This window comes from Pseudoalteromonas sp. 23_GOM-1509m (assembly GCF_000518425.1).
In the GTDB taxonomy this organism is placed as follows: Bacteria; Pseudomonadota; Gammaproteobacteria; order Enterobacterales; family Alteromonadaceae; genus Pseudoalteromonas; species Pseudoalteromonas tetraodonis.
Map to the genome: position 1 here is coordinate 2,076 of NZ_KI912433.1, position 25,877 is coordinate 27,952.

Below are 25,877 nucleotides of genomic sequence, written 5' to 3' on the forward strand. Positions count from 1 at the left end.
TTAGCTCAGTTGGGAGAGCATCGCCCTTACAAGGCGAGGGTCACTGGTTCAAGTCCAGTACGACCCACCATTCTTTGAATGGTGCATATTACAAAAATCTAAATCCTCCAGTATCACCTTCCATTTTAATATTCATTATCCTCCACTCCTTTAGTTCACGTTCAGTATTAATTGCCATTTAGAAATTCGTTATCAAGCAATTCTTCGGTTTCAAAAAATCAGTATTACCAATCACATGCTAAAAACCTATCTTCCGAGTTTTATTATCTCCAAAATCATTTTGTTTAAACTTACTTTATTACGCGTGCTATCCATTTACTTTAAATGGGTTTTTAGCTCTTTTAAGATAAAAATATAAACCTTTAGAATTAATTTGCTTAATAAGCTCTCATCTTCGAAGCGAATCTTTAAATTACCTTGTAAGCGTCTAAACTGTTGATTATAGTCTGTGTTAAATTCAATTACGCTTAAGCCAATGTCTAAAAATATTTTTAATGAAGCAAAAATACTGATTGTAGAGGAGCAGCCACTTGCTCAAAGCTACATGAAACAGTCGCTCGAAAAAATTGGCTTTGGACATATGCGTTTTGCAGATCATGCTCTAGCGGCAAAAGAACAATGCTTACATGAAGAATTTGACTTGGTAATTTGCTCTTTTAATCTAAGCAAACGCCAAGATGGCTACCAGCTTTATGAAGAATTACGCGCTAAAGCATTAATAAAACACTCTACTGGGTTTATTTTTACATCTGCGGAAACTAGCGGAGAGTTAGTTCACAGTGTGTTAGAACTTCAACCCGATGACTTTTTAGTAAAACCTTTCTCTGTACAAGAGCTAAGAGTGCGCATAGAGCGTATTCTCAAACGCAAAAGCGACTTAAAAGCTATATACACTTTAATTGATGACGATAACCAGTCTAAAGCATTAAAACAAATTAATGCTCAGCTTGATAAAAGTAATAAATACAGCCCTATTCTGCTTAGATTAAAAGGTAATATTTTACTGGCGCTAAAACAAAACCAAGAAGCGAAAGACTTTTTTAAATCAGTTTTGAATATTCAAAAGTTTGCATGGGCAAAAGTAGGATTGGTAGAAGCCTTAATTGCTAACAATGAGCATATTTTGGCTCAACGCATGCTTAAAACTATGCTTGAACGTAATGAAACACGACTAGTTGCATTAGACTTATTAGGCCGTTTAGAAATAAAACTAAACCAGTTTGACTTAGCTCAAGAGTTTTTAAGTCAAGCAGCCCATATTGCCCCGCGTAATATAGACCGTCAAAAATCACTGAACAGCGTATCGCTCATTAATAGAGATTATGAAACCAGCTACTTAACTCAAAAAGATATTGCCACTTATGCTAAGTACTCTATGCATGATAGCCCAGACATTTATTTAAATGCGGCTCGTGCTGGGATTGATTTTGCACTAACCACAGATCAAAGTGACCAAATAAACAGAATTTCCCGTCAAACAAATAAATATATTAATGAGCTAAAAACACAATTCCCAACCAGTAATGCACAAACTCAAATCGATGTGCTCAATGCACGCCTTTATTATTTAAAAGATGAACATAAAAAAGCGAAACAGTTGATTGAACAACTTGATGACAGCGATACTCAAATACGTTCAGTCGATGGTGCCCTAGATAAAGCAAAAGCATTACATGAATTAGGTTTTCATCAGAAGGCGCAAGCGCTATTTAGCCAAATTATTGATCATTGCGAACGCCACCCAAGTAGGAGCGACGCGACGTACTTGCGTTATATACAGCAACAGCAAAGTGAAAGACGTGATATTAAAATGGGGCCGAAGGAACTTAACAATCATGCAGTTAAACAGTTTGAGCGTGGCCAGTTAAATGTTGCTTTAGAAGCATTCAGCCAAGCCTTTAGGGTCATGCCACACAATCCAAGTATTGCGCTTAACTTATTACAGTGTTTAGTGGATAAATCAAAAAAACAGGGTGGCTCTTTTAATAGTCTATTGGCTCAAAAGTGCTTTAAACTATTAAAAAAATCACCCTTAGCAGAAGAGCAATCAGAGCGGTTCGATAAACTACTTCAGATTGCTAAAGAAATGAAACTAGAGATTAGCTAGGGCCTGTTGACATTTGCGGATTAAAATTTGTTCAAGCAAGGGACGATTTAATCGCGGCGTGAGGTTTGTAACCTAGTGGGCTCGATAACTGCTCCTGCGTTATTCTACTGGCTTACATCCATGTAAGAATAAGTAAAAGCCGAGCAAAGCTTCCGCGTCCTGCTCACGCCCCTTACCTACATCCATGTAGGCAACAAAGAGTTAATCGTCCCTTGGCAGAACCCTTTGGGCAGCGCCTGTTTGGAATTGATGCTACGTTATCGCCCATTTATGGGGAATAACCACACCACATAGGCTCTGCCTTGCCTAAATACCAAACAGACTGCTGCAAATTTAACCTTGAAAGGCCAACAGGCCCTAGAGCTTTTTCATTGCCAGTGCGTTTACACAGTAGCGCAAGCCGGAAGGAAGTGGGCCATCAGGGAAAATATGCCCTAAGTGCGCATCACACACATTACAAACAACTTCAACTCGCTCCATGCCATGGCTGTTATCCATTACATACCCTATCGCATCAACCGTTGCAGGTTGTGTAAATGAAGGCCATCCTGTGCCACTATCAAACTTTTCATCCGCATCAAACAGTAGGTTGTCACAACACACACATACGTACTTTCCCGGTTCTAATAGTGTGCAACTAGTTGAACTATTTGGTCGCTCTGTGCCTTTTTTACGGGTCACGTAATATTGCTCTTCGTTTAACAGTTCACGCCATTGCTGTTCTGTTTTAACTACTTTTTGAACCGGTGTCGGATTGCCATGGTTGGCAAAATTAACAATATCGTTCCATTTCAACATAACAACCTCATTGCGTTATAAATTTGCTTCATACTGAGCCAAAAGCATTGGCTGACAGCCTATCATTACGTCCGTGGCTAATACCACGATCAACGCTATTTAAACACTATACGGTGCTTCTCTGTTGCTGTAAGTATACAGCTTATATAAGCGTGTAATTGAGCTTGACTACCAGGAATACTCACGCTTAATTGCCTGTCATTATTACTATGCACTATTAGCTCATCGTCTTTTATCTCTATTGACTCAATATTGCTGATGACTAACCAATGCGGGCCATTCTTTTTATCAAACAACCCGGTTAAACTAAAAACAAACAAATGCTGCGCATCACGCTGAATAAAGTTACGCAGCGGGTTACGCATTTTAAATAACGGCGTTAACCGGTAACAGCACGAACAAAATACCACTATCCACAATAGCAATATCCCTTTAAACCAAATATGTTCGCCTAATGATAAAAAATAGCCAACGCAGATAATAATCAGCCCTATAAAGGCCACTACTTGCGCTATTTTTTTATTAATAGTGTGCATAATCTCTTACTTTTTATCGGTTGCTTTTTCTGTCGGCTCGGGCCAATCACTAAAAAAAACACTTAAATAACGACTTTTTGCCAAATACCACAATACCCACAATACAATCACCATTTGTATGGCTAAAAACAGTGAAAAGCGATAATGACTATGGGCCGCCTGGATACTTAACCACGACAAGTCTATTAGCGCGCAAGCAATAAGCGGCCAACGCATGTATCGCCAAATACGCGCTAACCGTTTCGTAGCTTGATGCGAGTCTCTGGGTCTGCGTAAACAAAACAAAATAGTGGGTACAATTGCCACAGCACCAATCGCTATGGCAATAAAAAAATCATTTTTTGATTTAAAAAACAATGACATTAGATCAAGTTCAGGACGACGGCTCAGCGCGGCAATCACCCAAATAAAATAGGCCCGCAGTAACACTAAAATACTCAAATGAAACGCTATTGGTGTACGATAGCTACCATATTTATCCCAGTATTCAGGTCCATAACGGCTCACAACTGGTTTTTCCTATCGGCAATAGTGCCCAAAATAAAAAATGCAGCTAATAATGTGAGCCCTAACCACTTAGTACCAAAAAACAGTAAGGCTTTAGTTAGCAGTGGGCTTAACCACACCACTAATAAACCAAACCCAAACGCGGTGATCAACACAAAACATGCCACTCTTATAATAAAGTGACGCCTAGCTACCACGCCTTTGGTGAGCTTTAAAATGTCATCCGCATAAAGCGACACTAAGCACACCATCAAAAGCAATGATAAATGCGACAAATAGCCTTGCAGCCACTGGCCTAGGTCAATTAACAAGGTATTAAGTATATTTGTAAAACTAGCCATTATGAGTCTCTAACAAAGTAATTAAATCATCCTCTGTCAGTATTTCTATACCGAGTTCTTGCGCTTTAGTTAGTTTAGAGCCGGCTTTTTCGCCCGCCACTAGCGCATCCGTTTTGGCTGAAACACTGCCAGATACCTTGGCACCTAATTGTTGTAGGCGCGCTTTCGCATCATTGCGATTAAGCGTATTAAGCGTCCCAGTTAGCACATAAGTTAAATCCGCTAGCGGTTGTTCTTGCTCTGATGGCGCTGTTAACTGTGGCCAGTTAATGCCTTGGGCTATTAATTCGTTCACCACGGTTAAATTATGCTCTTCAGTAAAAAAGCCACGCACGTGCTTTGCCACTATTTCACCTACATCGCTTACTTCAATCAGCTGTTCAATGCTGGCATCGATTACGTTTTCAAGCGTTAAAAAATGATTAGCTAAGTTTTGCGCGGTTGCCTCACCGACTTCACGAATACCCAGTGAATATAAAAACTTTGCTAAGGTAGTCGTTTTTGCATCATCAAGCGCGGCAACTAAATTTTTAGCTGATTTAGGCCCCATTCGTTCAAGTGATTCAAAATGTCCCTGCTTTAAAATAAATAAATCAGCCGGGGTTTTGATCAGCTCTCGGTCAACTAATTGATCAACAATTTTGTCGCCCAAGCCGTCAATATCTAATGCCTTACGCGATGCAAAATGCTTAATCGCTTGTTTACGCTGTGCTTGGCATACTAAGCCACCGGTACAACGTGCAACGGCTTCACCTTCAACCCGTTCAATATGCGAGTCACAAATTGGGCACATAGTTGGAAAGACAATCTCTTTTGCATCGCTTGGGCGTTGCTCAAGTACCACTTGAGTAATTTGCGGGATAACATCCCCTGCGCGGCGAATAATCACAGTATCGCCCACTTTAACGCCTAAACGAGCTATTTCGTCGGCATTATGCAGCGTTGCATTTGATACCGTAACACCCCCAACAAATACCGGCTCTAGTCGTGCTACGGGAGTAATTGCCCCTGTGCGCCCTACTTGAAATTCAACATCTAATAATTGCGTTATTTCTTCTTGCGCCGGAAATTTATAAGCGATTGCCCAACGCGGTGCACGAGCTACAAAGCCTAAGCGCTCTTGTAAGGCTTTTTTATTTACCTTTATTACTACGCCATCTATTTCATATTTTAGCTCGCTACGACGCGTTAAAATATCATTGTAATAGGCAAGCGCAGCCTTTGGGCCTTCAACTAATTTGGTTTCTGGACACAGTGGTAATCCCCAATCGGTAAGCTTAGCAAGTTGCTGATAGTGATCTTCAGGTAAGGTGCCATCGGCAACTAATCCGGTGCTGTAGGCATAAAACATCAATGGCCGTTTTGCGGTAATTTTTGAGTCGAGCTGGCGTAAACTTCCTGCCGCCGCATTACGTGGATTAACAAAGACTTTATCGCCACGTTTTTCTGCCTCTGCATTTAATTTTTCAAAGCCCGCGCTATCCATAAATACCTCACCGCGCACTTCAAGTTCACGAGGGTAATCATCACCGCGCAATTTTAATGGCACATTGCGGATTGTTTTTACATTTTGAGTAATATTTTCGCCAGTAAAACCATCGCCACGGGTCGCCGCTTGAACCAGAACTCCATCGCGATAAATAATCGATACCGCTAAACCATCCAGTTTAGGCTCACAGCAAAATGTAAGCTCCTCAGTGCTCATTAACCGCTCTTTAATACGACGATTAAAACCACTAAATTCGTCTTCACCAAAGGCGTTATCTAGCGATAGCATTGGCACTTGGTGTGCTACTTGCTCAAACTTGGCAAGCGCCGCTCCTCCAACTTTTTGAGTGGGTGAATCGGCTGTTAAAAACTCAGGGTGCTGGGTTTCTAATTCACTTAGTGTCCGTAACAAGCGGTCATATTCGGCATCAGGTATGCTGGGTGTATCAAGCACATAATAACTATAATTGTGTTGCTCAAGCGTGGTACGAAGATGATTAATTTGCTCACTAATGCTGCTTGTCATGTAGACCTCAAAAAACATAAAAAAAGCCACTTTGACGAGTGAACGCCCAGTGGCTTACAAAATTTAACTTATGCGTATGTTACGCAGAAAATGCGCGAACCTGTTCAACATATTGACGAATACGCTCTACCGTCATTACATTTCGCTCTGCATCTAAAATATCGGCACCAAATTCATCCGCTATTTTTTTAGCGGCGCTGTGCAGCATGTTAAACGCGGCTAAACCGTCGCCATCGCATGGCAGAGTCATAAATAAGCTCACCCCAGCGGTGCTAAATTGTTCCATATTATCAATATCGAACGTGCCTGGGTTATACATATTCACCAGCCTAAATAACACCGGCCCTTGGCCTGCTGGGTCTAGGTGGCGATTAAAAAAGCCTTCTTCTGAATATTTAAAACCTAGCGTGTTAACAGCAGGCAGTAATTTACTGCCTTGCATAGTGAGCCCTTCTGGCATTTGAATATGCACAATGACAAAGTCTGCAACGTCTTTAGGGACATCTTGTTGTGTGTCTGCGGCCTCTTCTGTTACCACTTCAAGGTCATCCTCGATAGGTGTATTTACTGGGCTTTCGTCTATCTGTGGTTCATCAGCGCTGAAGTTTAACTCGCTCATTTGTGGCTCTTCTCGTTGCGCTAACGTTGGCTCTTGTGGCTCAGTATGTACAGATGAAGGCTGCTGTTCTTGAACAGGCTCGACTCGCTCATTTGCAGGGAGTTCAGCATTCTCTTTTTTTCTTACTGACCACAAACCGTGTATTAATAAGCCACCAATGACAAATACACTGATCACAATTAAAACCCATCTTAATTCTTCGGCCATCCCCTCACCTTTTATTATTAATATGCCTAACAGCCATCATTTTACCTAAAATAACCAGCAAATGACTATAAAATTATGCATGTGCAAGTTGCACCGCTTGTTCAATATCCACAGCAACCATGCGCGACACGCCGGGCTCTGCCATGGTTACACCCGTTAATCTACCCGCCATTTCCATTGCAATTTTATTATGACTAATATAAATAAACTGCACAGATTGTGACATTTCTTCAACCAAACGGCAAAAACGAACCACATTGGCATCATCTAATGGAGCATCTACCTCGTCCAGCATACAGAATGGAGCTGGATTGAGCCTGAATATAGAAAACACCAATGATAATGCGCTCAGCGCTTTTTCTCCACCACTTAACAAATGAATTGTCGAATTTTTTTTACCTGGTGGCCTTGCCATTATACTAACACCACTTTCGAGTAAATCGTCACTAGTTAATTCTAAGTAAGCACTGCCGCCGCCAAACACTTTGGGGAAAAGCTGGCCAAAATCGTGATTTACCTGATCAAACGTAGACTTAAAGCGCGTTTTTGTTTCACGATCTATTTTATGAATAGCGCCTTCTAAAGCTGTTAATGCTTGGGTTAAATCGTCCAGCTGATTATTTAAATAATCACTTCTTTGCTTCGCTTGTTCAAATTCATCAATGGCTGCAAGGTTAACGGCTCCTAATTGCTCTAGCTGATTACTTACTCCAGCAAGTTGATTTTGCGCCGCATTTAATGACAACTCTGCAGGAAGCTCTGCTAATACCTGTTTTAAATTTTGATTAAGCTCACTAAGTGGCTCTAGTACCGCTTGCGCTTTTATTAGTAAGCTTTGCTCTTCAATACTCAGCTTTTGATGCTGATCTTGCAATGCCACCAGCTCAGCTTGTGACGTTTTTAAACTCGCTTGTTTGTTTTGTAATTCTTGTTTTGCTTGAGCTAACTGCTGCTGAATATCCACAAGGGTTTGTTCGCCTTGTTGGTGCTGTACTAATAATTGCTCAATACTTAGTGCAAGCTCTTGCTCAGGAATAAGTAACGCTTCAATCTGCTCTATTATCTCTTGCGCACCCTCTTCGGCACTAGTAAACGCCTGTACAGCATGACTCAGTTTTGTTTGACTGAGCTGCCATTCACTTCGTGCTTTTTGCTCATTAAGGTTTGCCTGATGCGCTAGTGTTTTATATTGTTCAGCATTATTCAAAGCTTGTTTGTAACGCTCATCACTATTTATTCGTGTGCTATCGGCTTGGTTAAGCTCTTCAGCTAAGGCCTGTAACTGCTGTGCAAGCTGTTCATTTTTATCGAGCTCTTCGCTCAATAATTCGCTTAACTGCTGTTGTTGCTCTAGCAGAGGCAGACGCTGTTGTTGTAATTTTGTTAGCTGCTGCAGATGCTGATCAGCTTGCGCTTTAAGCATATCGCCACGCGTTGTTGCTACAGCAAGTTGTTGTGCTAATTGGTGAATAGTGTCTTTGCGCTCATTTTGCTGCTCGGTTATTAATGCAGCTTGCGCTTGATGATCTTCAAGTGTGGAGTGTGCGTTCGTCAATGCCTGTTGTTGTTGCTCAAGTAAGGTTTCTTGCTGCTTGAGTTTTTTGTGCATTAATAATAAGGAATTTTCTGCATTTTTATCGCCACTTACATGCCAGTTTCGACCGTGTAATGCCCCTTGCTTATCTATAACCGCAATATAACTATTGTCGTTAAGTGCGCTTATATCGCCGGCTTCATCATAAGAAATATGATTTAATAACTCAGGATACACGCCTGAGGTAATAAACGCGGCAATACTGTGCTTAGCTGCAGACTGCGATGAAATTTCCCACGTGCTATTTTCTGCTTTACCTTGTGATATATGAATATGCTCAAGTGATGACAGCGCCTGCTCGACTAAAAACTCATAACCCGACTGAACAGTTAACTGCTTAAATAAGGTTAAACTTTCATCGCTGCTTTTTTCAAGCCCAAGAGTAGTTTGTAGCCCCGCTATACCGGCTTTTAATTCATTTACTTGCTGAGATAAATGCTGCCAATCTTGCTGTGCATCATCTAGCTGTTGCTGCTGAGCAGTTTGCGCAGTTTGGCCTTTACTGTGAGCCGTTTGCGCTTTCGCTAGCTGCTCAGTCAGGGCTTGTCTGTGCTGTTGTTGCTGAGTTAATTGCTGCTCTATCTCACTGCGTTTTAACTCATCTATTTGCTCATCAAGCTGCATTAGTTGTTGCTTAACATAACTGATTTTCTGTTCTGTATGTTTTACTGCGTTGGTATGCGCTAACTGCTGATTATGCAATTGTTGATAATCTTCTGTTAGTGATTGCCAGTGTGATGTGTCAGCATTTTTAATCTCCAGCAGCCGATTAACCTCATCGCTAAGCTCTATAACCTGCTCGCTACACATTAAGTTATGCTCTACAGCCTGTTGTAAGCTGTCATCTAACTCTTGGCAGAGACTTTGTTGCTGCGTTTTTACTTCTTCACTTTGATTTTTTTGTTGCTCTAACTTGGCTAAATTTTGTTTCAGTGACAGCGTTTGTTGTTTAATACTAATTGCCTGCTGTTCACTGCGAGTCAATTCGGTATGTGTATGGTGCTGCTGTTGCTGTGCATCATTAAGTTTATCTTGCTGAACTTGTACTTGAGCTTCAAGACTTGCCAGAACATCATCATGGCCTGAATGCGCCGTTTTAAAAAAGCTGATTTGTTCATCCAGTTTTTTTATTTGTGCGCTTTTATCAACTTGTTGCTGATGCAGCTTTTGCCATTTTAATACCGCTATTTGCCCCTTTAAAGTGCGTTCTTGGGTTTTAAATTCGCGATATTTTTTAGCATCAACCGACTGTACTGCAAGTTTATCAAGCTGGTTTTGTAACTCTTGGCGAACATCGAGGAGTCGCTCTAGGTTTTCTCGGGTGCTCTTTATGCGGGTTTGTGTTTCACGGCGGCGCTCTTTGTATTTAGAGACCCCAGCCGCTTCTTCTAAAAAAACACGCAGCTCTTGCGGTTTGCTCTCAATTAAACGCGAGATCATGCCTTGTTCTATAATGGCGTAACTACGCGGCCCAAGCCCAGTGCCTAAAAATATATCGGTAATATCACGTTTGCGGCATTTGCTACCATTTAAAAAGTACAGCGATTGGCCATCGCGAGTTACCAAACGCTTAATAGCCACTTGGTTACGATCAGCAAAGGTATTGGGTAATTTACCTTGGGTATTATCAAATATGAGTTCAACAGAAGCTTGTGAGATGGGCTTGCGGTTAGTGGAGCCATTAAAAATAACATCCGTCATGGCATCGCCACGTAAATTTTTAGCTGAGCTTTCACCAAGCACCCATCGCACCGCATCAATGACATTTGATTTGCCACAGCCGTTAGGGCCGACAACACACGTCATTTGATCCGGAAATGGAATTTTAGTGGGCTCTACAAAGGATTTAAAGCCCGCTAATTTTATAGTGCTTAAGCGCATCTGTTTGTTTTACCAATTTTTATTATTTTTGTTAGTTGTTACAATTTAACCTATTTTTAGGCAAAAGGTTAAGCTTGGCGTTTAAAGTTATCTAAAATAATGCCCGTTGCCATTGCCACGTTAAGCGATTCAGCACCACCAAAGGCAGGGATGGTAATTTTATTTGTTACCAGCGCTGCGCACTGCTGACGTATACCATGTGACTCGCTGCCCATCAATAACACCCCTTTCCCAGCAAACTGGCAGTGATGAACATTCTTGCCCTCTAAAAATGCACCATAGATAGGCACATCCAAAGATGTTAAATAGCCAGGTAAATCAACTTGGCTTACCGATACACGAACAAATGACCCCATAGTGGCGCTAATTGTTTTTGGGTTATACGGATCGGCACTGTCAGTGCTGGCAACAATGTGTTTTATACCGTACCAATCAGCCACGCGAATGATGGTACCTAAATTACCCGGATCAGACACTCCATCTAAGGCCAATATTAAGCTGCTTTCATCAGGTAATGTGGTGCTTGGCATATCAACAATTGCAATCGCCGCATTATTACTTACCAAAGTACTGGCCTTTGTTAGCTGCTCTTCATCAGCAACAATAAAATGCGTATTGGGGTATGCCGCTTGGTTAGTATCAATAAAGTTTTGCGTTGCAAACACATCGGTTACTTTTAATGGGCTATTTAATAACTCCAATACGTTTTTTTCGCCTTGTACAAGATATTGATTAAGTTGCTTGCGGTACTTCTTTTGGCCAAGCTGGCGAATTAGTTTAAGTTGGTTTTTTGAAATCATGTCAGCCCCGTTAAATTATCTGCACAGTATACCAGAGGTGACTTAAAGTGCAGCCCCATAAACAGTAAAAGCAATAAAATTAGCCTACTTACAATAAGCTAGCTAATCATAAAGATTGTTTTTATTCTCTAAAAAGGGTAAATTTACAAAAAATTACAAGGACTTTTTTTAAATGGAATCAATACACCCAACTTCAAATGAAACAAATCCCTCTACACCACCAACTGCCTCTCCCATTTTTAGTGGCATAGTAAATTTTAGCGGCAGAGGCGGTGAATTTTTTGGTATTTGGATAGTCAATATACTATTGAGCGTACTTACGCTTGGAATTTACTCGGCATGGGCAAAAGTGCGCACCTACCGTTATTTTTACGGTCATACGCGTATCGACGGTCATAGCTTTGACTACCTAGCCACTCCTATACAAATTCTAAAAGGCCGCATTTTAGCGGTAATCGTGTTTTTAATTTACACCTTACTTAGCAGCCTCGCACCGGCGATAGGCCTTTTATTTGCTATTGGCTTTTTATTTTTATTGCCGTGGATCATCAACCAAGGTCTGCGTTTTAATATGCGTATGACTCGCCATCGTAATGTGCGCTTTGCCTTTTCAGGTAATTACGGCGATGCATTTATTAACTTTGTTTTATTGCCTATTGCAAGTGTATTCACATTACACCTATTGCTGCCGTATGTATTAAAGCGAATTGATCAATATATGCATGAAAACATCAGCTATGGAAATAAACCACTTACAGTAAATCTTCAGGGCGAACGCTATTATATCGCAGCACTTATTACCCTAGGAGTTGCAATAGGTGGCTTAGTTATTTTTGGCTTCTTTGCTGGTGCAAGTGCCTTAACTATCGATAACTTAAACACACAAAACTTTAGCCTTTCGACAATTGTAGTGCCGCTATTAATTGCTGTGTTGTATGTTGCGTTTTTAACACTGGTAGGCGCTGTTTATCATTCGCTTATTCGAAATCATATTTTTAATAACAGTGAATTTTCAGAAGTCGCTACCTTTGATTCGAACTTAAAAGCCATTGACTATGCCATCTTACTATTTACCAATGTATTGGCAATTATGTTTACCTTAGGACTTGCCTACCCTTGGGCTAAAATACGCAGAGCAAAGCTGTTAGCATCGGTTACTGAAGTCACTATTTATAGCGGTGCGCTTTCGTTGATTGATGTTGCACAAAATGAGCAGTCATCATTTGCTGAAGAAGCTGCTAATGTGTTTGATATTGATATTTCACTCACCTAATGAGTAATTATCCTATTTTTGGCTGTTATTATTACCCTAATAGCAGCCAATATATTAAAAGCTACGCACACCTTTCCCATGAGCAAATAACGCTTGTTGACTCTGAGAATACGACGTTACTTTCATCAACTTTAGACGATTGCCAACTTGATAGCCCGTTACCTGGCATGGCGTCTGAGTTAATTTTTGCTAACGGTGGTCGATTTATTCCTCAAGATGTAGAATTTAGGTGGCCATTCGCGCTTAAAAAGCATGGGCTGAGTGAACGCTTAGAAAAAAATAAAGTCCTTATTGTTGCATCTGTGCTGCTAATTCCCCTATTGCTTTGGTTAATTTTGTACCGCTTAATACCGTCAGCAGCCGTTTATAACGTTAACTTAGCACCTGCCTCGACAATTGAAACGATGGGAGAGCAAACGCTCAGTGTGATAGAAAAAGTCGCATTAGCACCTTCTCAACTTTCTACTAATAAGCAATCAGAAATACAGCAACAATGGCGTTTAATGCTTAACTCACTCAATTTAGACAGTGCAAAATTTAGACTCTCTTTTTATCAGTCAGATTATTTTTCAGCTAATGCGTTTGCTCTTCCTAATGGGCGGGTTGTTGTGACTGACGAACTTGTTGAGCTATTAAAGAATGAACCTGATGCCCTGCGTGCTATTTTACTTCATGAAATTGGTCATGTTCAGCACCATCACAGCATTCGCCTTGCAGCACAAGCTGCAGCGAGCACCGTTGTATTTGCAGTTATTTTTGGTGATTTAGAAGGGATATTAGAGGTCGTGCTTGGCTCTGGTTCATCTTTTTTACAACAAGCGTTTTCACGAGATATGGAACAAGAGGCCGATGAATATGCTATTAAAAATCTTTTAAAATTAGGATATTCTAACCACGACTTTGCTGATGCAATTGAAGCACTGGAAAATAATTTAAAAGCACAAGAGGCGACCCTTGATGATACTTGGTTAAAGTATTTATCAACGCACCCAAGCTCTCAAGAGCGAATAGAATATGCGAGGCAATATAAACCACTATGACCCCTGAACTGAATTTATTGTTATTAGTCATCATTATGATAACGCTTGGCTACGGGTTTATTTATCCGCGCTTTGCAGGCAGCAGCTTTAAAAAGGTATCGGTACAAGATTTATTTGCAACAGGCATTACGCTATTAATTGCATCTCGCCTTTATTACAACTCGGGCGTGCAATTTAGCTGGTTACTATTTGAAGTTAATTGGTTTTGGTTTACTTTTTTAACTTACGTAATAATCGAAATTCCGGTGTTTTTTATTTATGCTAAAAAGCACAATATGCAGTTTTCATAGTACTCTTATTTTTATACAAAAAAAGCGCCAAATTGGCGCTTTTTTGAGCTGCATTAAAACATGCTAATATTTATGCTTAAGTGCCCACAAATGCAATAATTCACTGGCAATCGTTGCTGCGGCAATGGCGGTGAGCTCACTTTGGTCATAAGAAGGCGATACTTCAACTACATCCATACCCACCATATTAATGCCTTTGAGTGCACGTAAAATTTTCAGCACTTTATCAGAAGTTAAACCACCACATACTGGTGTACCTGTACCTGGCGCAAAGGCAGGGTCTAAACAATCTATATCAAAGGTTAAGTAAACCGGTAAATCGCCCACTCGCTCAATAATCTGCGCTGCAATATCATTCGCATGAAGATCATTGGCTTGCATAGCATCAATCACTGCAAACTCATGCTTGCTTTGATCAAAATCGGTACGAATGCCGAGCTGAATACTGTGATTAACATCAATCAACCCTTCCATTGGCGCATGATAAAACATAGTACCGTGATCAAAACGCGACCCATTACTGTAGGTGTCGGTATGCGCATCGAAATGCACTAACGCCATTTTTCCATGAATTTTTGCATGTGCGCGCAACAGCGGTAACGTTACGAAATGATCGCCACCTAAGCCTAATAATGTTTTACCTTGGCGAAGTATTTGCTCTGCCGCCATTTCTAGCTGGGCAGTAAAATACTCAGGATCGCCTACCGGATAGGTAAAATCGCCAGCATCCGCTACTTTTAGCCGTTCAAACAAAGGAAACGTCCACGGATATTTAGTATCTTCCCATGCTAAATGCACCGACGCTCTGCGAATTGCATCTGGCCCCAAGCGGGCACCAGGGCGCCCAGAGGTGGCTAAATCAAACGGTAAGCCTAGTACTACTACATCGGCTTCAATCGCGTTAATATTTTGTACCATAGGACGACGTAAAAACGTCATCCCATTTGAGTATAATGAGTGGTCAACATGACCAAACAAGCTAGACATTGCTTATAACTCTTCTAAATAAGTGTAGCCGTCAAGGCCGCTTTGCAATTCGTCGAGGACGCTTTGCTGTTCATCTACTGTAATTTTTGCGCTTACTAACTGCGCATAAGACTGCTGAAAACCTTCAACATCTAAATGTACATAACGCATCATGTCAGCGACAGTATCACCGTGGTTAATTTCTGTAATGCTGGCAACACCTTGCTCATCCATATTGACAATAGCACTGTGCGTATCACCAAATAAGTTATGCATATCGCCTAAAATCTCTTGATAGGCACCCACCAAGAAAAATCCCATTAAATAGGGTTTATCGGCTGAGTATTCAGGTACTGGTAACGTACTTTCAATACCTTGGCCATCTACATAATGCTCTAAAGCGCCATCTGAGTCACAAGTAATATCCAATAACACCGCACGCTTTTGCGGTGCTTGCGTTAAACCACTTAATGGCAATACTGGAAACACTTGATCAATTCCCCACGCGTCTGGCAATGACTGAAACAATGAGAAATTTACAAAAAACTTGTCCGCTAAACGCGCATTAAGGTCATCTATAATCGGTCGATGAAAACGGTTTTTGTTATCCATTAATTTATTGAGTTCATAACAAACGCGTAAGTTGATTTGCTCTGCCCATGCACGCTGGGTTAAATCTAATAATCCCATCGCAAACTGACTATGCGCTTCGGCTAAATCACCTTGGCTGTCGTGAAAAATTTCAATTAATGCACGGTCATCAGTAAGCACATGCAGTTGTTGCCATGACGTCCACATGTTTTTAAGTAGCTGCGGCGCTTCATCTGCTGGTGCTTCTATTTCTTCTGGTGTATACGTTTCGGTGCCAATTACATTGGAAATAAGCACTGCATGATGCGCCGTTAATGCTCTTCCCGACTCTGAAATAATGGTAGGGAAAGGCTGCTCATACTGCTTACAAATATCACCGATGGTGTACACAATATTATTTGCGTATTCAGCTAAACTGTAATTCATTGAGTTGTGTGATTGACTGCGCGTGCCGTCGTAATCAACCGCTAAACCGCCGCCTACATCAAGGCACTCTATGTGTGCACCCAACTTACGTAATTCACAATAAAAACGCGCAGCCTCGCTTACACCTAAGCGCACATCACGAATGTTGGCCATTTGCGAACCTAAGTGAAAATGCACCAGTTGGACTAAATCTAGCTGATCTGTTTCTTTTAAACGGTTTACTACATACAGCACTTGAGAAGCAGATAAACCAAACTTAGATTTTTCTCCGCCACTGGCTTGCCACTTACCTTTGCCTTGCGATGCTAAACGCACACGAATACCAATGCGTGGTTTTACATTTAATTCTTTAGCTTGGCTAAGTACCATATCCAGCTCAGACAGTTTCTCAAGTACGATATACACTTTATGGCCCAGCTTTTCGCCAATCAACGCTAAACGCACATATTCTTTATCTTTGTAGCCATTACAAACAATCACCGCACTGGTTTTTTCAGCCAGCGCTAATACGGTTAATAACTCTGGCTTGCTGCCTGCTTCTAAACCCAGCTGTTTTTTTTCTACTTGTGCTTGGCTGGCAACAATTTCTTCAACTACTTCGCGTTGTTGGTTAACTTTAATTGGGTAAACTAATAAATAGTCTTTTGGGTAACCATAGCTTTCTATTGCAGTATTAAATGCACCACATAAGCTATGCACGCGATGGTGTAAAATTTGTGGAAAGCGAACTAACGCCGGCAAACTTAAGCCTTTTTCTTCAAGCTGCTTAGCAATGTCTGTTAATGCAATGGTTTGCTGTGGGGCATCAGCCTTAGGCGCAACATACACATCACCTTGATCATTAATACCAAAAAAACCTTGGCTCCAATGACGAACGTTGTAGCTCGTACGAGCTTGTTCAAGTGATGTTGTCTCTTTCATTTATCTTTCTCTTTTATTTATGAATGCCAAACCGGCTAGTTGCGCGCATTAAAAGAAAAATAGCGATTCATGTCCAACAAGTATTTCTACTCGTAACGAGTGAGGATTAAAATTGATAAAGAAAAACAGTAAATAGCGTATTATTAGCTGAGCGCAAGCTCCATAAATAGGCTGTTCGGGTTTTCTGTGTATTCACCAAAAGGGGCACATTGTACAAACCCTAAATTCTCGTAAAGATGGATTGATTGTCTTTGCTTTGGCCCTGTTTCTAGCTTTATGATTGGGATTTCTTCTTCGCCAGCATGGTGTAATAATATTTGCATAATACGGCGCGATAAGCCTTTTCCGCGATAACTAGGTTTGACATATAAACGGCGTATCTCACCATAGGGCTGGGTATCAAACTGCATAACAATCGCCCCACAAGCAATAATCCCCTCTTCATTTTTCAAGCCTATTGCATAGACATTGGGTTGGCCCAATTGACTAACAGACAATGACTGTGCTGTCGCTACTGGATATAAAGAATTAATAAGTCTGTCGATATCAGAAAAAACATTAATCACATCGGGATCATCAGGGGTTAAATCTATTAACTGCATAGGTTATCTCTAATTTATTTTCTTATTTGTTAGCAAACTATAACGCATTGTAACAAATGAACAATAACTATGTTTTATGTCATTACTCTTAAAAAATACCGACACAAAATTATTATTGCAAAATAAAAAACAATAGTTTGACCTACATGTACTATGACGGGCGTATAATGCAATCAATTAGAGTGTAAATTAGGAATAAATAATGTGGTTTAGCCCAAAAAAAAGAAAACAGGCGTTTGCAAAACAGCTAGTTAGTACACACGAAGCAGCTGCGATTATCGCTAACAACGACAACACTGTTATTGCAGTGAATGACGAGTTTAAATCGCTAAGTAAGACACTTAACCAAACTAATGACACTAATACATTAACTTATTTAAATAAACGTTATAATCCAACAAGCAAAACCATTGCTTGTGGAAATAACTTGTTTTTAACCCAACACATTAGCCCGCTTACATTAAAAGAGCTTGATACATGCTCGCTTCATGTATTTAAACCTGAGCCTGTGAGAGTGTTAGATGAGCAAGCTTGGCAAACACTTCTGAGTTTAGGTGAAGATATCTATGCAGTCTTCGATGATAACTCAAAGCTTGTTGCGAATAATTTAGATACGTCGAACAGTGCCGACGCTGCACTACTGCCCAAAGAAAACACTAAATTGCTAAACGTTTTACAAGATGCTTTAAATAGCGAACACGGTTCACTGTGTTTATCTGTAAAAGACAATATTTATTATAATGTTGCCCACACTACTTTTAACTTTAATAATACCTTGTTGTCTGCATTTGTATTATCAAAACAATCACAAGTTGAAGACTATAAGCAATTTGAACTGTTATCTAAAGTGGTCAGCAATACCAGTACTAGTGTACTTATTACCAATAAAGATGGCTTAGTAGAATATGTTAACCCTGGCTTTGAAGTACTTTCAGGTTATACACTTGCAGAAGTAAAAGGCAAAAAACCAGGCAATTTCTTGCAGGGAGAACAAACAGACAAAGAAACCGTTAAGCGGATTTCAAAAAACCTTAAAAACAAACAACCATTTTATGAAGAAATACTAAATTTTGATAAAAATGGTGTGCCATATTGGATTGTTCTGTCGGTAAACCCAACATTTGATGATAATGGCCAGCACACAGGGTTTGTGGGCGTAAGTTCAGATATTCGCGAAATTAAGCGCCAAGTACTTGAACAAATAAACCAAAAAGATGCAATAAGTAGCCACTCGGCTGTGATTGAGTTTAATGAAGATGGCCAGTTCCTATCTGCCAATGAGTATACCAAAAAGCAATTAAACATATCTGAGGGCTCAAACATAGCGAGTGTGTTTGGTAATTTAAGGGATCATTTAGATGCTTCACGTATTCAAATACTCAACCAAGGCAAGCCGACTGAAGTAATGATGTCATTGACGCATCAAAATGAAGACGTAACGCTAGATTGCATTATTTCTTCTATTACCGATTTAAACGGTAAGGTTTCTAAATACGTTGTATTTGGTAGTAATGTCTCTTCTAGAAACAAATTAGTTACTGGAACGCATCAATCAATGTCAACCGTATTAGGGAAAATTCAAACTACGGTCACCACCATCAATGCCGTGGCAGATCAAACTAATTTACTTGCTCTTAATGCGGCCATTGAAGCAGCGAGAGCCGGTGAAGCTGGACGAGGTTTTGCCGTGGTTGCTGACGAAGTACGTAACCTTGCCAAAACGTCAAACGAAGCAGCGGCACAAATTGGACTTTTAATAAATGAAACTCAAACGCACGTTGACGAGCTGGCCTCATTTTTAAAATAATTAAATAGTTTGGGGAAAATTAACAAACTTGCTCAATCAACAAATTAAATTGTTTGTTAGTGAATTATTTTAATCCGGTAGAGTTGATATAGCCTGAAGAAATGTGGCTGTTTTTTGTTAAAATTTAAGTGATGTATAAAATAGAAAAAGGCGCTAACGAGCGCCTTTTTTATGTGCTATTAGAGCCCTTGCTCATCTGCCATTTTTTTAACTATTTGTGGTGCTGTCCACAGTGACGGAAGTAACACAAAAGAAACTGGCACCGCGGTCACCACAATAAAGGACTGTAGCGCTGAAATTCCGCCCTCGCCAATTGAGATGAGTAATGCAGCCATTACCCCCATCATAACTCCCCAAAACACACGAATTGATGTTTGCGGATGATCGGTACCGGTCATCACCATAGATACCGAGTACGTCATTGAGTCACCGGTTGTTGCCACAAAAATAGTGGTCAGTACTAAAAATAATACAGACACAACAAACCCCATGGGTAACTGCTCAGTAATGGCTAACAATGCCGCAGGTAAATTAAGCCCTGCGAAAGGTTCTGATATAACACCTGGATTATTTAACTCAAAAAATATGCCTGAGCCACCCACAATGGTAAACCAAAAGCAGGTGATCACTGGCGCAACCACAGAGATGAGTAAAATCATTTCACGGATAGTTCGGCCACGCGATATACGCGCAACAAACATCGCCATTAAAGGGCCATAACCTAAAAACCAGCCCCAAAAGAATACGGTCCACCAGTCTAACCATGGTTTATCGGCACGAAACGTAGCCATAGGTATAAAGTTATCTAAGTACAAGCCAAACGATTGAATGTAGCTATCAATAATAAACGCAGTGGGCCCCATCAGGAATATAAACAACATCAGCACTACAGCCAATACAACATTAAAACGACTTAACAGCTGAATACCTTTAGTAACGCCACTTACCGCTGAAAGTGTGTAAATGCCAATTAAACTAAATAAAATAACTACTTGTGTGGTGTAGGTGTCAGGAATACCAAACAATTTATCTAGGCCAAAACTCACCTGTAAGCCTAAAAAACCAATTGGACCTACAGTGCCAGCAACCACAGCGAGTACACAACATGCATCAACAATTGTACCAAGCGCCCCTTTCATAACACGATCGCCAAATACGGGATAAAGCAAAGTACGAGGTTTAAGCTGTAAGCCTTTTTCGTAATGAAGATGCATATAAACAATGCCCGTTAAGCTGCCTAATATAGCCCAGGCTAAAAATCCCCAGTGCATAAAGCTTTGTGCAAGTGCGTTATAAGCGGCATCGTTAGTGCCTGTTTCACCACCAAATAGCGGTGGCGGAGAAATAAAATGTGCCATTGGCTCTGCTGCGGCCCAAAATACGCCGCCACCAGCAAGCAAAGTACACATAATAATACTTATCCACTTAAAGGTAGAAATTTCAGGGGTTTTTAAGCCACCCAGTACCACTGAGCCAGTGCGGCCGATAGCTAAGAAAATGCCAATCAAAAAGGTTAATAAAAGTAGGACTTGCCAAAAGGCGCCAAATATTTTGGTTGAGAAGGCAAAGGCCGTATTTATCCAATCAGACATCAGTTTAATGTCGTAAAGGGCCAGCGCGGCAAATAAAACTAATATACCGCCACTGATTAAAAATACGGGTATATCAACCCCATCCAGAAACTTAACTCGGGAAGAATGTGTTTCACCCGACTTTAAAGTTGCTTTAGTGGTATTCATTTATCGCTCCTAATGGTTCTTTAAAGTTACCGACATAGCGACACACCATGACATCACACTAAACCCTAGTTTCAACAAACGACAAAGCAACTCAAAAGCGAGTTTTAAGTACTTGTCATGTTCACGTCTAGGTAATGTCACAACAAGTAGACTTATTGCCAATTCCTGACTAGTTTAACGCGTTAAAAACGCTAAACCAATGCCTCAGGAATGATTTGTGTAGTAGTTACACAATAATAAAAGATAAATTACATCACGGTATCAAACAAACAAAAAATATACATTTTTGCTTTAGCAAAAGCGCGGTACGTTATTAAACGTTGCTGCGCAGTGGGTACGCAAACAACGCGACTTATCGATTAGGGCAACTAAACCTGTCGCTCTGTTAGTGATAAATACAGGGTTATTGATGCTGTTTATGCCATGTTAAATAGTTGCTGTGGGTTAATGGTTTTGCAAATAAATAACCTTGCACTGCATTCACGCCCATCGACTTTAATATTGTTAGTTGCTCAGCACTTTCGACCCCTTCGGCCACAATGTTAATATTTAAGCTATGACCTAAGCCAATAATAGATTGCACAATACTTTGACCCGATGCGCTATTGAGCACTTTATCAATAAAGCTTTTATCAATTTTTAACTCATCAATAGGAAACACGCTTAAATGTTTTAAACACGAGTAGCCCGTACCAAAGTCATCAATTGAAAACACAAATCCCTGCGATTTTAATTCTTCCATTTGCTTTACGGTCCCCATCAAGTCACCCGCTAACATTGATTCAGTGATCTCTAATTTAATTCGAGTTGGCGAGACGTCAAACGCTTCAATTGCTTTAAATAGCTCACCTTTTAAAGTGGAAGAATTAAACTGACACTGGCTAATGTTAATTGATACGCTAAAACTGTCATCGAGTAAGTTATTATCTCGAAGTGTTTCAAGTAAAATACAAATATCTCTTAATACAATATTTTGTAACTTTTGAATTAAGCCAAATTGCTCGGCAATTGGAATAAATGCATTAGGGGGGATAAGTCCTTTGGTTGGATGATTCCACCTTATTAATGCCTCAGCACCCACAAGGGTTCCATCAATTGCTAATTGTGGCTGAAAATAAGCACAAAACTCATCGCACGCGATAGCCCTAACAATGTCAGTTTCAAGCTCAGTTTGATTTTCCAGTAAGGTTTGCAGTGCGGGGTCGTAAAAGCTACTACTATTACCGCCTTTCATTTTAGAGCGATACATAGCGGTATCTGCAAATTTTAAAATATTAGCGGTTATGGCATTGCTCGTGTTAATCAAACAAATACCAATACTACAACTGACCTGAAACGCTAAATCGCCCACTTCAAATTTTTCATAAAAGACACTTTGTACTTTTTTAGCAATCAACTCAGATTCACTATTAGCTTGCATGTGGCTATCACCGACATGCTCGATAAGAATAATAAATTCATCACCACCGACTCGTGCGAGGGTATCTGCCGGGTTCAAAATAGCTGTTAATCGTTGTGATAACTCAACCAGTATTTCATCGCCTGCATTATGACCTAGTGAGTCATTTATGCGTTTAAAATTATCTAAATCTAAAAATAAGAGTGCGCCAGAATGATCAGACTGCTTAATTCGCTCCACATACATACTGAGCCTATCATTGAGCATTCTGCGATTAGGAAGGTTAGTGAGCGGATCGAAAAATGCTAACCGTTGTACTTCTTCTTCGGCAGCTTTGCGATTAGAGATATCTCTGGCCATCCACACCACATGTCTCAGTGACGGGTTATTAGGCTGGTAACTTTCAAGGGGAGCTGTTCGCCCTTCAAATGTAAGCTGCTTACCTTTTATATTGAGCTGATATTCAAACACTTGAACTTCATTAGTTTGCAACGTTTTGTCAATCACCGCCAGAATAGGATTTGCATCTTCAGGAGGCATAATATCTCTGACATTTTGATTAATAACGTGCTCTTGGCTTAAATATAAACTTTCATTAGCTGTGCCGTAAACATTGGTATACTCCCCCTCTTCACTCAAAATGAGGGTTAGATCAGGAAGCACTTTTGTAAAGGCTTTAAACTTTTCATTACTTTGCTGTAATTCAAAAAGCAACGCGTTTAATCTTAGTGACTCGGTGTGCTTTTCAAGAGCAATACTGGTGAAATCAACAAAAAAATCTATTAATTCTAAATCTTGTGGTGTCGGTGACTTTGCGCTGTCATGATAAATTGCAAAAGTGCCTAAAATGTCTGATTTTGTTGAAATAATGGGGGTAGACCAACATGACCTTAAACCATAACTTAACGCCAATGCTCTATAATCATCCCATAATGGCGATGTTGAAATATCTGCGGCAATAATGCGTTTTTTTTCATAGGCTGCAGTACCGCATGAACCGACAGTTGGCCCTATTTTCACACCATTAATTGCTTGGCAATAACCCTGTGCAATATTAGGTGCCGCGCTATGAAATAGCTGCTCTCCTTTGAGCGTTAATATAGAGCACTTTGCAGAAGAGTCTTCAATAAGCTCCTCAATAGATAAACAAATATTTTCCAGTACCTCATCAAGTGGCGCACCGAGTGCTATTTTCGATAATATACTTTGTTGCTGAGAAAGCAGCTTTCTGACTCTCATTATTTCAATCAAATTATATTCCTCAACAATCACTAACGCTAAATGCGTCGCTCTATTTTAGGGCCTGTTTATAATAATTTATTATAGTCTTTTGACTATACATAATATTGAAATCAGCATCTATGCTATTTTCGTCTATTTCACGAGCGTTTGCCATTCAATACAAGGTGGCGATTTGAAATGTACTTATCAACAAATCATTTATTTACATACCATCTGTAAATACCCTTTATTAAATACTTTGTTACTTAAAAGTACTGTTTAAAATCATCAAGCTATTTATAATAGCTAAAATAGTAATAATCGATGAGGTTAGTGTGCAAATAACACAAGGTATGGAATATTTTTTTTCAGGGTTTAAGTTAATTAGTCAAAAAGGGCTAAAACGCTTTGTACTTATACCCCTACTTATTAATATTTTATTATTTGGTAGCTCCTTATTCTTTTTATTTGGCTGGCTTAGTGATGGCTTTAATGCCGTAAACGCCATGCTCCCAGAATGGCTAAGTTGGCTCGAATGGTTAATGTGGCCAATTGCTGTGCTGGTGGTGCTGTTTAGTTACAGTATGTTATTTACCGTTATTACTAACTTTATCGCCGCACCTTTTAATGGCTTACTAAGTGAAAAGGTAGAGCTTTACTTAACTGGTCAAAAAATTAACGACGACGGATTAGCTGATTTAGTTAAAGATGTTCCGCGAATGCTGGGCCGGGAATGGACTAAGCTTTGCTACTACCTCCCACGCGCTATTGGCTTTTTTATTTTATTGTGGGTACTACCTGTAATAGGCCAAGTGCTATGGGTGCTTTTTACCTGCTGGATGTATGCGGTGCAATATAAAGATTATGCTTTTGATAATCACAAAATTAGCTTTACACAAATGAAAAATGACTTAAAAAGCAAACAAGGGTTATCTTATGGGTTTGGCTTTGCCGTGTTGCTGCTAACCGCTATCCCATTTGTAAATTTAATTGTTATGCCTGTGGCGGTATGTGGTGCCACACGATTATGGGTTGAAAATTACCGACCACAATACCGTAGTTAAAATAAAAAATGGGCCACTTGGCCCATTTTTTATACTCGCTAATAGATTAACTATATAAGCTCTGTGGCACTTTAGTGACATTTAAGTGCACCGTTATTTCTTCACGATCATGGTATAAATGCTTAGCTTGAAGTTCATAGCTTATGCCGTACTTCGCCATTTCTTCTCTGATCATTTTTAAACATTCATACACACTATCAAAGCGTTTTTTCATCGGTAATTTCAGATTAAAAATAAGCTCTTTTGCATAAGCATTTACTGCCCAATCAATCATCAAGTTAGTCACTTTAGTCGGCTTTTCTACCATATCGCAAACCAACCAAGTGATGTTTCTTTTTTCTGGACGGTATTTAAAACCATCTTCTCTAAAATGCTTTACCTGACCCGTTTCCATTAAACTTTCGTTCATTGGGCCGTTATCTATCGCGCTAACAAACATACCACGGCGAACTAACTGATAAGTCCAGCCACCTGGGCATGCACCTAAATCAACGCTGCGCATCCCAGCTTGTACGCGTGACTCACGCTGTTGCTCAGGAATAAACACATTAAACGCTTCATCTAACTTAAGCGTTGAACGACTTGGGCCATCGCTTGGCATACGTAAACGTAAGATCCCCATAAAAAAAGGAGAGTTGTTATAACTATATGAGTAACCCACATACGCAGTATTATTAGCTAAAAACAGCACATGCATTACTGGGCGATTTGCTTTTGGCTCACGCAATACAGTGTTTTGTTTCTCGAGGGCTTTTTTAAGCGGAGTTGATATTTTTTTACAAAAAGTCAGTAACTCTTTGCCCTCGTTGGTATCGGGTGTTTCGACACGAAGCTCAGAACACAAAGTAAAATCTTTTGCGGCATCTACAATAGCGCCTACTCTATCTTCTACGGGCATATTTTCAATTAGGTTACCGGCAAACCATTGGCGTGCAAACACCATATTTTTAAAATCAACTTTTTTGATTATTTCGTCGCTGTGCTGCGCTTCAAAACATTCATAAATAACATAACCGGTATTTGGTTTTGCTTTTACATACCCAGCAAATCCTTGTTCGGCAGCGTGAAACGTTATTTCAGCAGCGGCATCGTTTTCAAAACCACTACGACAGTAAATCACAACACTAGACATAT

At 40.1% G+C, this 25,877-nt stretch carries 20 protein-coding genes; 6 read left to right on the forward strand and 14 right to left on the reverse strand.

Annotated features, from left to right (window positions below; translation table 11 throughout):
- The first annotated feature begins 475 nt into the window (after nucleotides 1-475).
- Nucleotides 476-2,107, forward strand: coding sequence for a response regulator (locus N523_RS0113365; RefSeq protein WP_028834946.1), 1,632 nt, complete (start codon nucleotides 476-478; stop codon nucleotides 2,105-2,107).
- Nucleotides 2,108-2,464: 357 nt separating this feature from the next.
- Here N523_RS0113365 and msrB read toward each other — a convergent pair whose 3' ends face one another.
- From msrB to N523_RS0113405, 8 genes are all read right to left on the reverse strand, one after another.
- The gene (msrB, locus tag N523_RS0113370) at nucleotides 2,465-2,905 is read right to left on the reverse strand and encodes a peptide-methionine (R)-S-oxide reductase MsrB (RefSeq protein ID WP_013465299.1); all 441 of its coding nucleotides are present in this window, start codon (nucleotides 2,903-2,905) and stop codon (nucleotides 2,465-2,467) included.
- 95 nt (nucleotides 2,906-3,000) lie between these two features.
- Complete coding sequence (locus N523_RS0113375; RefSeq protein ID WP_013465300.1) at nucleotides 3,001-3,441, reverse strand: hypothetical protein; 441 nt, start codon at nucleotides 3,439-3,441, stop codon at nucleotides 3,001-3,003.
- Between the two features lie 6 nt (nucleotides 3,442-3,447).
- Nucleotides 3,448-3,948 (reverse strand): DUF2919 domain-containing protein, encoded by a 501-nt coding sequence (locus N523_RS0113380; RefSeq protein WP_024602644.1) that lies wholly within the window; start codon nucleotides 3,946-3,948, stop codon nucleotides 3,448-3,450.
- Nucleotides 3,945-4,289, reverse strand: a complete 345-nt coding sequence (locus N523_RS0113385; RefSeq protein WP_028834947.1) for a DUF3392 family protein — start codon at nucleotides 4,287-4,289, stop codon at nucleotides 3,945-3,947. Before N523_RS0113385 ends, N523_RS0113380 begins: the two co-directional genes overlap by 4 nt.
- The gene (gene ligA / locus N523_RS0113390; RefSeq protein ID WP_028834948.1) at nucleotides 4,282-6,303 is read right to left on the reverse strand and encodes an NAD-dependent DNA ligase LigA; all 2,022 of its coding nucleotides are present in this window, start codon (nucleotides 6,301-6,303) and stop codon (nucleotides 4,282-4,284) included. The genes N523_RS0113385 and ligA overlap by 8 nt, the downstream gene beginning before the upstream one ends.
- A 79-nt stretch (nucleotides 6,304-6,382) precedes the next feature.
- A complete protein-coding gene (gene zipA / locus N523_RS0113395; protein ID WP_028834949.1) occupies nucleotides 6,383-7,129 on the reverse strand; it encodes a cell division protein ZipA in 747 nt (248 codons plus the stop codon).
- 73 nt (nucleotides 7,130-7,202) lie between these two features.
- A complete protein-coding gene (locus tag N523_RS0113400) occupies nucleotides 7,203-10,604 on the reverse strand; it encodes a chromosome segregation SMC family protein (protein WP_028834950.1) in 3,402 nt (1,133 codons plus the stop codon).
- Between the two features lie 68 nt (nucleotides 10,605-10,672).
- Entirely contained in the window at nucleotides 10,673-11,404 is a 732-nt protein-coding gene (locus N523_RS0113405; protein ID WP_028834951.1) for a TrmH family RNA methyltransferase, read from the reverse strand.
- Nucleotides 11,405-11,576: 172 nt separating this feature from the next.
- Here N523_RS0113405 and N523_RS0113410 point away from each other — a divergent pair, with 172 nt between their 5' ends.
- Genes N523_RS0113410 through N523_RS0113420 form a run of 3 tightly spaced genes read left to right on the forward strand, consistent with a single transcriptional unit; the run spans nucleotide 11,577 to nucleotide 14,007 of the window.
- Nucleotides 11,577-12,677: a YjgN family protein gene (locus tag N523_RS0113410; RefSeq protein WP_028834952.1), complete on the forward strand. Its 1,101-nt coding sequence runs from the start codon at nucleotides 11,577-11,579 to the stop codon at nucleotides 12,675-12,677.
- A complete protein-coding gene (locus tag N523_RS0113415; RefSeq protein WP_028834953.1) occupies nucleotides 12,677-13,717 on the forward strand; it encodes a M48 family metallopeptidase in 1,041 nt (346 codons plus the stop codon). Before N523_RS0113410 ends, N523_RS0113415 begins: the two co-directional genes overlap by 1 nt.
- Entirely contained in the window at nucleotides 13,714-14,007 is a 294-nt protein-coding gene (locus N523_RS0113420; RefSeq protein ID WP_013465309.1) for a hypothetical protein, read from the forward strand. The genes N523_RS0113415 and N523_RS0113420 overlap by 4 nt, the downstream gene beginning before the upstream one ends.
- A gap of 63 nt (nucleotides 14,008-14,070) precedes the next feature.
- On the opposite strand, the gene speB is transcribed toward N523_RS0113420, so the two are convergent.
- The 3 genes from speB to N523_RS0113435 form a co-directional block, all read right to left on the reverse strand.
- The gene (speB, locus tag N523_RS0113425; protein WP_028834954.1) at nucleotides 14,071-14,994 is read right to left on the reverse strand and encodes an agmatinase; all 924 of its coding nucleotides are present in this window, start codon (nucleotides 14,992-14,994) and stop codon (nucleotides 14,071-14,073) included.
- Nucleotides 14,995-14,997: 3 nt separating this feature from the next.
- Nucleotides 14,998-16,911: a biosynthetic arginine decarboxylase gene (speA, locus tag N523_RS0113430; protein WP_028834955.1), complete on the reverse strand. Its 1,914-nt coding sequence runs from the start codon at nucleotides 16,909-16,911 to the stop codon at nucleotides 14,998-15,000.
- Nucleotides 16,912-17,054: 143 nt separating this feature from the next.
- A complete protein-coding gene (locus N523_RS0113435; RefSeq protein WP_013465312.1) occupies nucleotides 17,055-17,513 on the reverse strand; it encodes a GNAT family N-acetyltransferase in 459 nt (152 codons plus the stop codon).
- Between the two features lie 202 nt (nucleotides 17,514-17,715).
- Here N523_RS0113435 and N523_RS0113440 point away from each other — a divergent pair, with 202 nt between their 5' ends.
- A complete protein-coding gene (locus N523_RS0113440; protein WP_028834956.1) occupies nucleotides 17,716-19,320 on the forward strand; it encodes a methyl-accepting chemotaxis protein in 1,605 nt (534 codons plus the stop codon).
- A 179-nt stretch (nucleotides 19,321-19,499) separates the two neighbouring features.
- Here the strand turns inward: N523_RS0113440 and N523_RS0113445 are convergent, their stop codons facing one another.
- Nucleotides 19,500-21,059: a BCCT family transporter gene (locus N523_RS0113445; protein WP_028834957.1), complete on the reverse strand. Its 1,560-nt coding sequence runs from the start codon at nucleotides 21,057-21,059 to the stop codon at nucleotides 19,500-19,502.
- Nucleotides 21,060-21,462: 403 nt separating this feature from the next.
- Entirely contained in the window at nucleotides 21,463-23,709 is a 2,247-nt protein-coding gene (locus N523_RS0113450) for a putative bifunctional diguanylate cyclase/phosphodiesterase (protein WP_028834958.1), read from the reverse strand.
- Nucleotides 23,710-24,032: 323 nt separating this feature from the next.
- Here N523_RS0113450 and cysZ point away from each other — a divergent pair, with 323 nt between their 5' ends.
- Nucleotides 24,033-24,743 (forward strand): sulfate transporter CysZ, encoded by a 711-nt coding sequence (cysZ, locus tag N523_RS0113455; protein WP_442960089.1) that lies wholly within the window; start codon nucleotides 24,033-24,035, stop codon nucleotides 24,741-24,743.
- A 46-nt stretch (nucleotides 24,744-24,789) separates the two neighbouring features.
- Here cysZ and rlmM read toward each other — a convergent pair whose 3' ends face one another.
- Nucleotides 24,790-25,875 (reverse strand): 23S rRNA (cytidine(2498)-2'-O)-methyltransferase RlmM, encoded by a 1,086-nt coding sequence (gene rlmM, locus N523_RS0113460; protein ID WP_028834960.1) that lies wholly within the window; start codon nucleotides 25,873-25,875, stop codon nucleotides 24,790-24,792.
- Between the last annotated feature and the right edge of the window lie 2 nt (nucleotides 25,876-25,877).

Excerpts from the sequence above, each read along its gene's own strand:
- N523_RS0113365 (WP_028834946.1), top strand. The coding sequence starts at position 476 with ATGTCTAAAAATATTTTTAATGAAGCAAAAATACTGATTGTAGAGGAG.
- msrB (WP_013465299.1), bottom strand. The coding sequence starts at position 2,905 with ATGTTGAAATGGAACGATATTGTTAATTTTGCCAACCATGGCAATCCG.
- N523_RS0113375 (WP_013465300.1), bottom strand. The coding sequence starts at position 3,441 with ATGCACACTATTAATAAAAAAATAGCGCAAGTAGTGGCCTTTATAGGG.
- N523_RS0113385 (WP_028834947.1), bottom strand. The coding sequence starts at position 4,289 with ATGGCTAGTTTTACAAATATACTTAATACCTTGTTAATTGACCTAGGC.
- ligA (WP_028834948.1), bottom strand. The coding sequence starts at position 6,303 with ATGACAAGCAGCATTAGTGAGCAAATTAATCATCTTCGTACCACGCTT.
- zipA (WP_028834949.1), bottom strand. The coding sequence starts at position 7,129 with ATGGCCGAAGAATTAAGATGGGTTTTAATTGTGATCAGTGTATTTGTC.
- N523_RS0113400 (WP_028834950.1), bottom strand. The coding sequence starts at position 10,604 with ATGCGCTTAAGCACTATAAAATTAGCGGGCTTTAAATCCTTTGTAGAG.
- N523_RS0113405 (WP_028834951.1), bottom strand. The coding sequence starts at position 11,404 with ATGATTTCAAAAAACCAACTTAAACTAATTCGCCAGCTTGGCCAAAAG.
- N523_RS0113410 (WP_028834952.1), top strand. The coding sequence starts at position 11,577 with ATGGAATCAATACACCCAACTTCAAATGAAACAAATCCCTCTACACCA.
- N523_RS0113415 (WP_028834953.1), top strand. The coding sequence starts at position 12,677 with ATGAGTAATTATCCTATTTTTGGCTGTTATTATTACCCTAATAGCAGC.
- N523_RS0113420 (WP_013465309.1), top strand. The coding sequence starts at position 13,714 with ATGACCCCTGAACTGAATTTATTGTTATTAGTCATCATTATGATAACG.
- speB (WP_028834954.1), bottom strand. The coding sequence starts at position 14,994 with ATGTCTAGCTTGTTTGGTCATGTTGACCACTCATTATACTCAAATGGG.
- speA (WP_028834955.1), bottom strand. The coding sequence starts at position 16,911 with ATGAAAGAGACAACATCACTTGAACAAGCTCGTACGAGCTACAACGTT.
- N523_RS0113435 (WP_013465312.1), bottom strand. The coding sequence starts at position 17,513 with ATGCAGTTAATAGATTTAACCCCTGATGATCCCGATGTGATTAATGTT.
- N523_RS0113440 (WP_028834956.1), top strand. The coding sequence starts at position 17,716 with ATGTGGTTTAGCCCAAAAAAAAGAAAACAGGCGTTTGCAAAACAGCTA.
- N523_RS0113445 (WP_028834957.1), bottom strand. The coding sequence starts at position 21,059 with ATGAATACCACTAAAGCAACTTTAAAGTCGGGTGAAACACATTCTTCC.
- cysZ (WP_442960089.1), top strand. The coding sequence starts at position 24,033 with ATGGAATATTTTTTTTCAGGGTTTAAGTTAATTAGTCAAAAAGGGCTA.
- rlmM (WP_028834960.1), bottom strand. The coding sequence starts at position 25,875 with ATGTCTAGTGTTGTGATTTACTGTCGTAGTGGTTTTGAAAACGATGCC.